This window comes from Nocardiopsis sp. L17-MgMaSL7 (assembly GCF_003182025.1).
GTDB classification, from domain to species: Bacteria; Actinomycetota; Actinomycetes; order Streptosporangiales; family Streptosporangiaceae; genus Nocardiopsis; species Nocardiopsis prasina.
Window position 1 is genome coordinate 322,861 of record NZ_QGTF01000002.1, and the last position, 13,303, is coordinate 336,163.

Annotated in this window: 10 protein-coding genes and 1 CRISPR repeat array; of the genes, 7 read left to right on the top strand and 3 right to left on the bottom strand. The window is 70.3% G+C overall.

Going from position 1 to position 13,303, the window contains the following annotated elements; all coding sequences use genetic code 11:
- Positions 1–129 precede the first annotated feature (129 nt).
- Positions 130–1,146 carry a LacI family DNA-binding transcriptional regulator gene (locus BDW27_RS04120; protein ID WP_110048291.1) on the bottom strand — a complete coding sequence of 339 codons (1,017 nt, stop codon included), beginning with the start codon at positions 1,144–1,146 and terminating at the stop codon, positions 130–132.
- Between the two features lie 216 nt (positions 1,147–1,362).
- Here BDW27_RS04120 and BDW27_RS04125 point away from each other — a divergent pair, with 216 nt between their 5' ends.
- The 4 genes from BDW27_RS04125 to BDW27_RS04140 are packed head-to-tail and all read left to right on the top strand — an operon-like array spanning position 1,363 to position 5,986.
- On the top strand, positions 1,363–2,655 hold the full coding sequence (locus BDW27_RS04125) for an ABC transporter substrate-binding protein (protein WP_110048292.1): 1,293 nt from the start codon (positions 1,363–1,365) through the stop codon (positions 2,653–2,655).
- Complete coding sequence (locus BDW27_RS04130; RefSeq protein ID WP_017545323.1) at positions 2,652–3,539, top strand: carbohydrate ABC transporter permease; 888 nt, start codon at positions 2,652–2,654, stop codon at positions 3,537–3,539. The genes BDW27_RS04125 and BDW27_RS04130 overlap by 4 nt, the downstream gene beginning before the upstream one ends.
- 1 nt (position 3,540) lies before the next feature.
- The gene (locus BDW27_RS04135; protein ID WP_017545322.1) at positions 3,541–4,365 is read left to right on the top strand and encodes a carbohydrate ABC transporter permease; all 825 of its coding nucleotides are present in this window, start codon (positions 3,541–3,543) and stop codon (positions 4,363–4,365) included.
- 28 nt (positions 4,366–4,393) lie between these two features.
- Complete coding sequence (locus BDW27_RS04140) at positions 4,394–5,986, top strand: glycoside hydrolase family 43 protein (protein WP_110048293.1); 1,593 nt, start codon at positions 4,394–4,396, stop codon at positions 5,984–5,986.
- A gap of 175 nt (positions 5,987–6,161) precedes the next feature.
- Positions 6,162–6,434: a CRISPR direct-repeat array (repeat unit 29 nt; unit sequence GGACCCATCCCCGCATGCGCGGGGAGCAC).
- A 142-nt stretch (positions 6,435–6,576) separates the two neighbouring features.
- Here the strand turns inward: BDW27_RS04140 and BDW27_RS04145 are convergent.
- On the bottom strand, positions 6,577–7,254 hold the full coding sequence (locus tag BDW27_RS04145) for a LysE/ArgO family amino acid transporter (RefSeq protein WP_110048294.1): 678 nt from the start codon (positions 7,252–7,254) through the stop codon (positions 6,577–6,579).
- Between the two features lie 84 nt (positions 7,255–7,338).
- Between BDW27_RS04145 and BDW27_RS04150 the strand changes: the two genes are divergently transcribed.
- Positions 7,339–8,220 carry a LysR family transcriptional regulator ArgP gene (locus tag BDW27_RS04150; protein ID WP_110048295.1) on the top strand — a complete coding sequence of 294 codons (882 nt, stop codon included), beginning with the start codon at positions 7,339–7,341 and terminating at the stop codon, positions 8,218–8,220.
- A gap of 158 nt (positions 8,221–8,378) precedes the next feature.
- Here BDW27_RS04150 and BDW27_RS04155 read toward each other — a convergent pair whose 3' ends face one another.
- Entirely contained in the window at positions 8,379–9,425 is a 1,047-nt protein-coding gene (locus BDW27_RS04155; RefSeq protein WP_110048296.1) for a LacI family DNA-binding transcriptional regulator, read from the bottom strand.
- A gap of 248 nt (positions 9,426–9,673) precedes the next feature.
- Here BDW27_RS04155 and BDW27_RS04160 point away from each other — a divergent pair, with 248 nt between their 5' ends.
- Together BDW27_RS04160 and BDW27_RS04165 are read left to right on the top strand one after the other, a co-directional pair.
- On the top strand, positions 9,674–11,992 hold the full coding sequence (locus tag BDW27_RS04160; RefSeq protein ID WP_110048297.1) for an AbfB domain-containing protein: 2,319 nt from the start codon (positions 9,674–9,676) through the stop codon (positions 11,990–11,992).
- Positions 11,993–12,133: 141 nt separating this feature from the next.
- A complete protein-coding gene (locus BDW27_RS04165; RefSeq protein WP_199560533.1) occupies positions 12,134–13,255 on the top strand; it encodes an ABC transporter substrate-binding protein in 1,122 nt (373 codons plus the stop codon).
- The last annotated feature ends 48 nt before the right edge of the window (positions 13,256–13,303 follow it).

Below are 13,303 nucleotides of genomic sequence, written 5' to 3' on the forward strand. Positions count from 1 at the left end.
CCGACCGTTCGCGATCCGGTCGGCCCGAGGGTTCCCGGGGCACTCCCTCCCCCGGGAGCCCCCTCCCCCGTCCCCGGGGACCCGCCCCCGCGCTCCCCGCGCCGAGAGCCGTGAGAGCACTCCCCCAGCTCACTCCTTGGGCGGGGCCGTACTGTCGCGTCGGACCAGACGAGTGGCCAGTTCCACCCGCGTGGTCTCGGGCTCGTTGCCGTTGACCAGGTCGAACAGCATCCGGGTGGCCATCTGCGCCATGTCCCGCAACGGCTGCCGGACGGTGGTCAGCGGCGGGGTCGCCCACCTGGCCTCCGGGAGGTCGTCGAACCCCACCACCGAGACGTCGTCGGGCACACGCAGGCCCCGCTTGTACAGGACCTCGTAGGCGCCCCGGGCCATCTGGTCCGATCCCGCGAAGATCGCGGTCGGCGGTTCGGGCAGGTCGAGCAGGACCTCGGTGAGGTCCTTGCCGGTCCCCGCCAGGAAGTCCCCGTGGGAGACGTAGCCGTCGGGCACCGGGAGCCCGGCGTCCCGCATGGCGCTGCGGTACCCGTCGACCCGGGCCCGACTGCACATGACGTCGGCTGGCCCGGCGAGCATGGCGACGCGCCGGTGGCCGAGGCCGATGAGGTGTTCGGTGGCGGTCAACCCCCCGTCCCAGTTGGCGGCGCCCACCGCCGGGATCTCCCGCGCGGGGTCGCCGACCGGGTCGACGAGCACCACGGGCACGCCCAGCGCGTCCAGCTGTTCCTGCTGCTGGGAGGAGAGCTCGGACAGCACCAGGACCACGCCGTCCGAACGCCGGGCCTGGATGTTGTCGAGCCACTTGCGGCCGGGCCTGCTGCGCTTGCGGTCGTGCACGGCGGAGACCACGACCCCGAAACCGGCGTCGTGCGTGACCTCCTCGACCCCGGTGAGGATCTCCATGGCCCAGGGGCTGCCGAGGTCCAGGAAGACGAGGTCGATCAGACCGACCGGGCGGCGCTTACGGTGGCGGCGCTGCTGGTAGCGGTGGTGTTCCAGGAGCCGTTCCACCTGTCGCCGGGTCTCGGCCGCGACGTCGAGATGGCCGTTGATCACCTTGGAGACGGTCGAGACGGACACCCCCGCCTCACCAGCGATCTCGGCCAGGGTGGGGCGACGCTTCGCCATGTGCCTCCTCGTCGTCGGGGACCGGGTTCCCTCGGTTCGCTGCGCTGGATTGTATCCCGAAAGTTTTCGAGGACGCACACCGAAACCTCCTCGCAACGAGAACTCCCCTTGACGGGGACACAGGGAGAACTTAGCGTCGTGCTTCCCGAAAGCTATCGGAAACTTTTCGGCAGCTTGCGGCTCCCCCCGGAACAACGGAAGAACGGTGTACACGCCATGAGTCGCACCCACCGGACACGTGTGATCGGCAGTACCGCTCTGGCCCTCTCCCTCCTCGCCACCGGCTGCGGCACCTCCGGCCCCGGAGGCGGTGACGCCCTACAGGTCTGGGCCCTGGAGGACGCGGCGGTCAACGAGATCGTCGAACGGGGCATCGAGGCGCACAACGCGTCCCACGACGTGCCCGCCGAACTGGTCACCTTCGTCAACGACGCCTACAAGCAGCGCCTCCAGGTGGCGCTCGGCTCCCCCAACGCACCCGACGTGTTCTTCAACTGGGGCGGCGGCAACCTCGCCCAGTACACCGACCAGGGCCAGGTCCTCGACCTCACCCCGACCCTGGACGACAACCCCGGGTTCCGCGACGCCTTCCTGCCGAGCGTCCTGGACGTGGCCGCCATCGACGGCGCCTACTACGGCGTGCCCCTCCTCGGCGTCCAGCCCGTCGTCATGTACTACAACAAGCCCGTCCTGGAGGCGGCCGGCCTCCAGCCCCCGCGGACCCTCGACGACCTGCACGAGGCGATCGAGGTCCTCCAGGCGGACGGTGTCACCCCGATCGTCCTTCCCGGCGCCCAGGGCTGGACCCAGCTGATGTGGTTCTCCTACCTGGTGGACCGGATCGGCGGCCCGGACGTGTTCCAGGCCGTCGTCGACGAGGAGGAGGACGCCTGGCGGCACCCCGCCGTCCTGGAGGCCCTGGCGACCTGCCAGGACCTGGTCGACCGCGGGGCCTTCGGCGCCAACTTCACCTCCATCGACTACGACAACGGCAGCGCCTCCGCGCTCCTGGCCACCGGCGAGTCCGCGATGTTCCTGATGGGCAGCTGGGACATCGCCCAGCAGATGGACAACAACCCCGGGTTCGTGGAGAACGACGAGCTCGGCTTCACCTCCTTCCCCGTCGTGGAGGGCGGAGCGGGAGACCCCGACGCGATCGTCGGCAACCCCAGCAACTACTTCTCCGTCAACAGCGACAGCCAGCACGCCGAAGCGGCGACCGACTTCCTCGTCGAGACCATGGCTTCCGAGGAGTACGTCGACGAGCTCATCAGGGCAGGTCAGGTCCCCGCTGTCGAGGGCATCGAGGACCAGCTCCAGGAGAGCGACCACGCCGAGTTCGCCACCTTCACGCACCAACTCGTCTCGGGTGCGCCCACCTTCACCCAGTCCTGGGACCAGGCGCTGGCCCCGGCGGCGGCCGAGGCCATGCTGACCAATCTCCAACTGCTCTTCATCGGCGACATCACCCCCGAGGAGTTCGCCGAGGACATGGAGCAACAGCGGTGAGGAACTCCGCCACGGAACGGCCCGGGCTCCTCTGGGTCGCCCCGGCCCTGCTGTTCTTCGGCCTGTTCGGCCTGGCCCCCGTGGTCATCGTGGGATACCTCAGCCTGACCTCGTGGAGCGGGATCGGCTCTCCCGAGTGGGTGGGCCTGGCCAACTGGTCCGCGCTCACCAACGACGGCCGGGTGCGCGGCGGCCTCACGATCACCCTGACCCTGACCGCCCTGTGCTGGGCGACCCAGACCCCGCTGGCCCTGGCGTTCGGAGTGTGGGCGGCCGGCCCGCAGCGCGTCCGAGCGGTGGTGAGCGCGGTCTTCTTCCTGCCGCTGCTGCTGTCCACCGCGGCCATCGCCCTGGTGTGGAAGGCGCTGCTCGACCCGAGCTTCGGCATCCCCTCCCAGGTCCGCGAGTGGTTCGAACTCAGCCACAGCAACGTGCTCGGCGATCCGACACTGGCGCTGTACGCGATCGTCTTCATCCTGCTCTGGCAGTTCCTGCCGTTCCACATGCTCCTGTACCAGGCGGCCGCCCGGCAGATACCGCGTTCGCTCCATGAGGCGGCCGAACTGGACGGGGCCTCCGCCCTCCAGCGCTTCCTGCGCGTGACCGTGCCGCAGCTGCGGCACACGATCATCGCGTCGTCGGTGCTGATGCTCGTCGGGTCCATGACGTACTTCGAGACGGTCCTGCTGCTGACCGCCGGCGGCCCGGGCAACGCCACCCGCATCCTGCCGCTCCACATGTACAACCAGGGCTTCGTCGCCTTCGAGATGGGCTACGCGAGCGCCATCGCGGTGTTGCTTGTGGTCCTGGGAACGGGGCTGTCGCTGGCGGTGGTCCGGGCGACCGGCTACTCCCGGATGACCAGCCAGAGAGAGGGGATGTGACATGGCCTCCCGAAGCAGACCGGCGTACGCCGCCGGGGCCGGGGCCGCCCTCTGGCTGCTGGTCGTGTGCGTCCCCCTGTACTACCTGGTCGCCACGAGCCTGCGCGGACCCGGTGACTACCTGTCACGGGGCCCGCTGTCCCTGCCCGAGTCACTCACCCTGGACAACTACCGCAACGTCTTCGAGGTCGGGTTCCTCGGATTCCTCGCCAACAGCCTGATCGTGGCCGCGGGGGCGATCCTCCTGGTGCTGCTGGTGGCGGTACCGGCGGCGTTCGCGATCGTGCGCGGACGCAGCCGGGCGGTCCGGATCAGCTTCACCCTGTTCCTCCTGGGGCTGGCGGTACCGGCCCAGGCGGTGATCATCCCGATCTACCTGATCATCACCCGACTGCACCTGTACGACAGCCTGCCCGCGATCATCCTGCCGACCGCCGCGTTCACGCTGCCGATCTCCATCGTCGTGCTCACCAGCTCCCTGCGGGACGTGCCCGGCGAACTGTACGAAGCGATGGCGCTGGACGGGGCCGCGACCTGGCAGGTGTTCCTCCGCCTGGTCCTGCCCCTGTCACGGCCCGGCGTGGTGACGGTGGCGATCTTCGTCGGCCTCAACGCCTGGAACAACTTCATCTTCCCGCTGGTGCTCACCCAGAGCGAGTCCAACCGGGTCCTGCCCCTCGGACTCTGGGCGTTCCAGACCCAGTACGGAACCGACGTGCCCGGCCTGATGGCCGCGGTGGTGCTCTCCACCATCCCGATCCTGGCCCTGTACCTGTTCGGCCGCAGACACCTCCTGGGCGGTCTCGCCGCCGGTTTCGGCAAGTAGGACCCCACCCCCTCCTCGAAAGGCCGTGATGACCGCGACCATCCACAACCCGGTCCTGCCCGGGTTCCACCCCGACCCGTCGATCCTGAGGGTCGGCGAGGACTACTACCTGGCGACCTCGACCTTCGAGTGGAGCCCGGGAGTGCTGCTGCACCACTCCCGGGACCTGGTCCACTGGCGCCCCCTCGGCGGCGTCCTCAACGAGGACCGCCTTCTCGACCTGACCGGGCACCGCGACGGGGCGGGCGTGTGGGCGCCCTGCCTGTCCCGCAAGGACGGAGTGTTCCACCTGATCTTCACCGACGTGGAGAACTACGCCGGGGGCTTTTGGGACACGCCCAACTACGTGACCACCTCGCCCACCCTCGACGGCCCGTGGAGCGACCCCGCGCCGATCCACTCCATGGGATTCGACCCGTCCCTGTTCCACGACGAGGACGGCCGGAGCTGGGTGGTCACCAGCCTGATGGACTGGAGGCCCGGGCACCACGCCTTCGCGGGGATCGTGCTCCAGGAGCTGGACACCGAGTGGATGCGCCTCCTGGGCGAGCCGACGGTGGTCTTCGAGGGCACCTCGGCCCGGGTGACCGAAGCGCCGCACCTGTACCGCGAGAACGGGTGGTACTACCTGGTGACCGCCGAGGGCGGGACGCAGTGGGACCACCAGGTGACGGTGGCTCGGTCCAGGAGCGTCACCGGGCCCTACAAGGTGGACCCGGCCGGGCCCATGCTGTCCTCACGGGAACACCCCTCGCTGCCCCTGCAGAAGGCCGGGCACGGGAGCCTGGTCAGCACGCCGTCGGGCGAGTGGTTCCTGGCGCACCTGGCCTCACGGCCGCTCACCGAACGCGGCCGCTGCGTGCGCGGACGCGAGACCGCCCTGCAACGGGTGGACTGGGTGGACGGCTGGCCCCGAATTTGTGACGGGGTGCCGCACGTGGAGGTCGAGGGGCCCGACTTGGAGCCGCACCCGTGGCCGGAGGTGCCCGAGAGGGACGACTTCGACGCGCCGGTGCTGCGCCCGGAGTGGAGCACGCTGCGGCGCCACGTGGACGAGGAGTGGGTCTCGCTGACCGAGCGTCCCGGACACCTGCGTGTGCAGGGCGGGCAGTCCCCCTCCGGGACCCGCGCGCCCAGCCTGGTGGCCCGACGGGTGCAGCACGAACGGTGCGTGCTGGAGACGGTGATGGAGTTCTCCACCGACACCTTCCAGCGGATGGCCGGACTGACGGCGTACTACAACATGCGGCAGTGGCACTACCTGCGCGTCGGCTTCGACGAGCGGGACGGGCTGTTCGCCGGTGTGCTCAGCTCCGACCGGGGACGGGTGTGCGAGTCCGGGGACCGGGTCGACGTGCGGGGCTGGGAGCGGTTTCACCTGCGCGCGGAGATCGACGGAGCCGCACTGCGGTTCGCCCTCTCCCCCGATGGCCAGGACTGGACGCCCGTCGGCGGGGTCCTGGACGCCAGCATCCTGTCCGACGACTACGCCGCAGAGAGCGACGGTGAGACGGCGACCATCTGGGGCTTCACGGGCGCGTTCCTGGGTCTGTGGGTCCAGGACCTGACCGGCACGGGTTGTCACGCCGACTTCGACCACGCCACCTACCAAGGATCCTGAGTACCGGGGAGCGCTCTCCTGACGGGGCGCTCCCCCACCTTTACTACGTAGATTCTTAGTACTACGCCAGCCGGTCGAGCGCGTCGAGCTGCGCGGGATTCGGGCGCAGAGTCCAGCTCGCCGAGCAGCCGCACCAGCCTGCCCCGAGCGACGGAGTGACCCACTCCCCCGACCTAGACCCATCCCCGCGTGCGCGGGGAGCACGCATCCCTGTTCGGCACGGTGTCCGGCGCCATGGACCCATCCCCGCATGCGCGGGGAGCACTCGGCGGGGTTGTCGGCCAGGGTGCCAACGCTGGACCCATCCCCGCATGCGCGGGGAGCACCGTAAGGAGATCCCGTGTTCGTTCACCTGCTCGGACCCATCCCCGCATGCGCGGGGAGCACTCCGCAGACAGACGCTGATAGATGCCGATCAGGGACCCATCCCCGCATGCGCGGGGAGCACACTCGTTGACCTGCGGTTCCAGAGCGCGGAACCAGCGAAATCTACAACTTGTCGAGAAACAGACTCCGAAGACAAACACCCCAAAGGGAACCCACACAGGGGCCTCTCTCCCGCTCACCAGAGCAGGCTACCGATCTTCGGGTCAGCCGCCCAGGGCAAGGCGGAGGCCCAGGGTGAGCATGACGACGGCGATGATGCCGTCGAGCACCCGCCAGGCTCCGGGCTTCGCGAAGACCGGGCGGAGCAGCCGGGCACCGAAGCCCAGGGCGAAGAACCACACGAAGCTTCCGGTGACCGCACCGCCCGCCCACCACCAGCGAGCCTCGCCGACCTGCTGGCTGGCGACCGAACCGAGGAACAACACGGTGTCCAGGTACACGTGCGGGTTCAGCCAGGTGAGGGCGAGGGCGGTGACCACCGCCGCTCCGGTTCCGGTGGAGCGGGTCGTCGCCAGCGCGACCCCCGCACCCTGAGTGGGCTGGGCGGGTTCACTCTCCGTGGGGACCAGGACCTCGGCCCGCCCCGGTCGCAGGGCACGGTGGGCCGCGAACAGTCCGTAGACGATGAGGAAGCCTGCGCCGAGCAGGCGGATGACCACCATGGCCGTGGGCATCGCCTCGACCAGGCCACCGATGCCCACGACACCGGCGGTGATGAGCAGGGCGTCCGATACCGCGCAGACCAGCACCACGGCCAGCACCGAGGACAGCCTGCCGTCGATGCCGAGGCGGAGCAGGTACGCGTTCTGGGCACCGATGGCCACGATGAGCGCCAGTCCGGTGCCCAGGCCCATCAGTGCGGGGAGAAGGGTTTCGTTCACGGGACAAGCCTCCAGGAAGGAGCCCGTGCAGTAAAGCTAAACTTTCTCAGATCCCCTTAGAGATGCTTATGACAGGAGCGTACGGTGCCCTTTCAGTTCGACCATCTGCGCACCCTGACCGCCCTCGTCGAGGAGGGCACCTTCGAGGCGGCCGCGCGACGGCTGCACGTGACCTCCTCGGCCGTGTCCCAACGGGTCCGGGCCATGGAGCAGGCCGCCGGTCAGGTCCTGGTCCGCCGCACCAACCCGGTCCTGCCGACCGAGGCGGGCGACGCGGTGCTGCGTCACGCCAGGCAGGTGCTTCTGCTGGACCAGGAGGTGCGCTCCGAACTCAGGGCCGCGGGCCACGAGGGCGGCCGCACCCGGGTGCCGTTGGCCGTGAACGCCGACAGCCTGTCCACCTGGTTCCTGGAGGCGCTCCCGACGGAGTCGGGGGCCGTCTTCGAGCTCCACCGCGAGGACGAGGAGCACACCACGGGCCTGCTGAGGTCGGGCGCGGTCATGGCGGCGGTGACCTCCACCCCCGAGGCGGTCCAGGGTTGCTCCGTGGAGCCCCTGGGGGGGCTCAACTACCAGGCAGTGTGCACCCCTGGCTTCGCGGAACGGTACGACGCCACCGATCCCGCGCGCCTACCGGACGCGCCGATGGTGAACTTCGACCGCAAGGACGACCTCCAGGACCGCTTCCTGCGCGATCTCACCGGTGAGGGGTCCCGGGGGCCGACCCACTACGTTCCGGCCTCGGAGGACTTCGCCCGCGCGGTGCTGCTGGGTTGGGGTTGGGGGGTGGTCCCCGAGCAGCAGTGCGCCGAGGCCCTGGCGTCCGGGAGGCTGGTGCCGTTGGCGCCCGGCAGGCCCGTGGAGGTCCGCCTGTACTGGCAGCGGTGGAACCTGCGTTCGCCCCTGCTCGACGAGGTCACCCGCCACGTGCGTGCCGGGGCCGCCGCGTACCTGCGCCCGGTGTGAGTCCGGAGGCGGGGATGCTGGCGAAGCCACCATCCCCGCTGAGCGCGGGGAACACTCGAACTGGCGCGCACAGTGTGTCATCCCTGGTGGGCGGAGCATCCCTCACCGGGAGAAACCAGCGGGATCCCAGGGCGCGTGTGGGCGGTTCCGTCGGGTTCTCAGGGCTTTCCCACGGTGCTCTCCCGGGGCACGAGGGCGAAGCCCGGCTGCACGCGCCTGGGCGCTATCGCCCGGTCCGCGTCGGCCAGCCGCTCCAGGAGCGCGTCCGTGGCGGCACGGGCGATGGCCCTCTTGTGCGGGGCCACGGTGGTCAGGGTGGTGGCGCCGTACCTGCCGTCCTCGATGTCGTCGAAGCCCACCACTGCCACGTCCTCGGGGATGCGCAGGCCGCGTTCAGTGAGGGTGCGCATGGCCCCTATGGCCACGAGGTCGTTGTAGCAGAACACCGCGTCCGGGCGGACGCCCGAGTCCAGGAGGCGGGCCATCGCCTGGGCGCCGTCCTCGCGGGCGTAGCCGTCGGTGACCGCGACGAACTCGTCGCCGGTGGGCCGCCCGTGCTCGGTCATCACCTCGCGCCAGCCCTGGAGGCGCAGGTGGGCGGTCTGGCGCGCCCGTCCGTGCCGGGCGCCGAGGAAGGCGATCCGCTCCCGGCCGATCTCCACCAGGTGGGCGGCCGCGGTGCGGGCGGCGGCGACGTTGTCGATGGCGACGTGGTCGTGGGGGGCGTCGTACTCGCGCTCGCCGAGCAGGACCAGGGGCGCCTCGCTCTCACGGGCGAGCAGGTCCTCGTTCTCCAGTTCGATGGGACTGAGGATCAGACCGTCGATCACCCGGGCCCGCAGGCCCTGGGCGAAGAGGACCTCCTGGTCGCGGCGGCCGCCCGTGTGGTCGAGCAGCACGATGTAGTCGAGCCCGCCCGCGTACTCGATGACGGCGTCGGCGAGTTCGGCGAAGTAGGGGTTGCCGAGTTCGGGCAGGGCGAGGGCGATCATCCCGGTCCTGCCCTTGCGCAGGTGGCGGGCGGTGAGGTTGGGGCGGTATCCGAGTTCGTCGATGACCCGCTGGACGCGCTGGCGGGTCTCGGGGGTGACGTGCCGGTAGCCGTTGACGACGTTCGACACGGTCTTGACCGACACCCCCGCCCGTAGCGCGACGTCCTTCAGGCTGATGCCCACTCGCTTCCCCTTCCGGGCCGCTGTACCCAGGGCCGTTGAGTTTTACATCGTTATACAACACGGGTGCGTTCTCTGCCCAGCGTTGCTGACGGGCTGGTTTCCCCCCTGTGTCGGGCCCTGAGGTTTCCCCAGATGTCCAGCGGGTTTCCTTTCAGGGTCTGGACAGGACTCCTTGATCGTGCTGTCATCTTGGCTAAGTCAGGTTTCCCACGTTGTAAAAGCGGGGGTGGCACTGCCTCGTGCAGGTCCTCCCGCACCACTCGACACGGAGAACCCCCATGAGACGTCAACCCCCCGCGTCCCTGTCCCCGAGTCCCGCCCGCCGGACGACCGTCCGCGCGGCCGCCCCCGTTCTGGCCGCGTTCCTGACCGCTTCGGCGCTGACCGCGCTCCCGGCCGCAGCGTCGGACGAGCCCCGCCTGGAGACCCCCTGGACCTCGGAGGTCTCCCCGGACAACGCCCTGCCCGAGTACCCGCGCCCGCAGATGGTGCGAGAGGACTGGGAGAACCTCAACGGCCTCTGGCAGTGGGCCCCGGCCGAGGACGGCGAGGCACCGCCCTTCGGCACCGACCTGGACGGCGAGATCCTGGTCCCCTACCCGGTGGAGTCCGCGCTGTCCGGCGTGGAGGAGCACCACGACCGCCTCTGGTACCGCCGCACCATGGAGGTCCCGGACTCCTGGGACGGCGACCGCGTCCTGCTCCACTTCGGCGCCGTGGACTGGGACTCCGAGGTGTGGGTGAACGGCACTTCCGTCGGCTCCCACAAGGGCGGGTTCGACAAGTTCTCCTTCGACGTCACCGACGCCCTCCAGGAGGGTGAGAACGAGGTCGTCGTCGGGGTCCACGACCCCAGCGACGAGGGTGAGCAGCCCGTCGGCAAGCAACGGCTGGAACCCGGCGGCATCTGGTACACGACCTTCACCGGCATTTGGCAGACGGTGTGGATGGAACCGGTCTCCGAGGCCCACGTCACCCGGCTGGACATCACCCCGGACGTGCCCGGTGAACAGGTCGAGGTGGTGGTGAACGCGACCGGCGCCGAGGACGCCACGGCCACCGTCACCGTCCTGGACGACGAGGGCGCCGAGGTCGGCTCGGCCACCGGTGCCCCTGACTCCGCCATCACCGTTCCGGTCCCGGACGCCCGCCTCTGGAGCCCGGACGACCCCTACCTGTACGACGTGGACGTCACCCTCACCTCCGGCGAAGGAGGCGAGGTCCGCGACGAGGTCGCGGGCTACACCGGGATGCGCTCCATCGAGACCGGTGAGGTGGACGGGGTCCTGCGCCCGCTCCTCAACGGCGAGTACGTGTTCCAGGTGGGCACGCTCGACCAGGGCTACTGGCCGGACGGCATCTCCACCGCACCCACCGACGAGGCCCTGCGCTTCGACATCGAGTCGCACAAGGAACTCGGCTTCAACACCATCCGCAAGCACGTGAAGGTGGAGCCGGACCGCTGGTACTACTGGGCCGACCGGCTCGGCGTGATGGTCATGCAGGACATGCCGTCGATGTCGGGCGACCCGAGCCAGGCGGGGCGCGACCAGTTCGAGTCCGAGCTGCACGCCCTGGTGGACGAGCACCGCAGCTTCCCGTCCATCGTGAACTGGATCGTGTTCAACGAGGGCTGGGGCCAGTACGACGACGACGCCCGCCTCACCGACGAGGTCAAGGCGTCCGACCCCTCGCGCCTGGTCACCGGCGCCTCCGGCTGGCACGACACCGGCAACGGCGACATCGTCGACTCCCACATCTACGTCGGCCCCGGTGATCCCGCGCCCGCGGAGGACGAGCGAATCTCGGTGCTGGGCGAGTTCGGCGGCTACAACCTCCCGGTGGAGGGCCACGAGTGGAGCCCCGGCGACGGCTTCGGCTACGAGGACATCAGTGACGGCCACTCCCTGGCCACCCGCTACGTCGGCCTGATGGCGGGCGTGCAGCGGCTGGAGCGCACCCACGGTCTGTCTGCGGCGGTCTACACCGAGATCACCGACGTGGAGACCGAGCTCAACGGGTTCTGGACCTACGACCGCCGGGTGCTCAAGGTCGACCCCGAGGTCGTCGCCGGGGCGCACGAGCAGCTGCTGTCCGGGGAGCCGGTCGGCGGGGTCGCGGACGTGCCCGTGGAGGAGAACCTGTCGCTGCGGGTCACCACCCCCGGCCACGAGGACCGCTACCTGGCCCACGAGGGCGGGCTCGGCGTCACCGCCCCGGTGGACGGTGACAGCTCCGAGACCGACAGGTCCGCCGCCACCTGGCGGTTCGTGCCCGGCCTGGCCGACGACCAGTGCCTGACGCTGGAGTCGGTGGACCATCCGGGCGAGTACCTGCGGCACAAGGCGTCGCGGGTGAGCCGGGAGCCCGCGGACGGCTCCGGCCTGTTCGACCAGGACGCCACCTGGTGCGCCGTGCCCGGACTGAGCGGCGAGGGGATCTCGCTGCGCTCCTACAACTACCCGGACCGGTACCTGCGCCACCACGACTCCGAGCTCTGGCTGTCCGGAGCGGGCACCGTCGGCGAGGACCACGACACCGCCGAGCACTACGACCACGACACCTCGTGGTCCGTGGAGACGCCCTGGTCACCCTGAGCCGTCGCCCCCGGTGACCCTCGGATCCCGTGACTGACCACATCCCTCAGCGGGGCGCCCCCGACCCGGCGCCCCGCCCCTCCCGCACCCCTGCGCCGGCTCCCCCAGTCGGCTTCCCCTCAACCCGGGCGGAGACCGGACATGATCGAACACCACACCCACCACACCGGTGCGGGAGCGCTCTCCCGACCCCGTCGGGTCCTGCTGGCCACCGCCGCAGTGGGCGCGGCCCTGACCCTGGCGGCCACCGGCTGCGCCCGGGGCGAGGACGACGTCGCGGCGGGGAACGCCGCCGCCGGGGACACCGAGGGCCAGGCCCAGGTCCTGGACGAGGCGGCCAGCGGCGGCGAGACCTGCAACGCTCAGGACCACGGGATCGAGCCCTTCGATCTCACGGACAAGAAGGTCGGCTTCTCCCAGTCCGAGGCCGAGTCCAACCCCTTCCGCATCACCGAGACGCAGTCCATCAAGGACGAGGCCGCGGACCGGGGCGTCGAACTCATCACCTCCAACGCCCAGTCCGACTTCTCGCAGCAGATCAGCGACGTCCAGGACCTCATGTCCCAGGGCGCGGAGGTGCTGATCATCGCGCCGCTCAACTCCGACGGCTGGAAGCCCGTCCTGGACCAGGCGCGCGCCGGCGCGATCCCGATCCTCACCATCGACCGGCCCATCAACGGCACCGCCTGCGAGGACTACGTGACCTTCATCGGGTCCGACTTCGTGGAGCAGGGGCGTCGCGCCGCCGACCAGATGATCGACGTGCTGGGCGGCGAGGGCGAGGTGGCCATCCTGCTGGGCGCGCCCGGCAACAACGTGACCACCGACCGCACCAGTGGCTTCCTGGAGCGGATCGAGGCCGAGGCCCCCGGGATCGAGATCGTCTTCCAGCAGTCCGGCGACTTCACCCGCGAGGGCGGCCAGTCGGTGACCGAGCAGCTCATCCAGTCGCAGCCCGACATCTCCGGGATCTACGCGCAGAACGACGAGATGGGCATCGGGGCGGTCACCGCGCTCAACGGCGCGGGCAAGGCGCCCGGCGACGTCGGGATCGTGACCGTGGACGGCACCCAGGCGGCGGTGGAGTACATCGTCGACGGGTGGATCGCGGCTGTCGTGGAGTCGAACCCGCGCTTCGGCCCGCTGGCCTTCGAGGCGGCCGCGGCCTTCGGCGCCGGTGAGGACGTCGGCACGCAGCTGATCATCACCGACCGCGAGTACGACGCGGACAACGCCGAGGAGGAGCTGCCCCATGCCTACTAGGGGTTCCGGTCGCGCCCCGGGCGGGGCGCCCCCGCGAGCGGAGGGGGT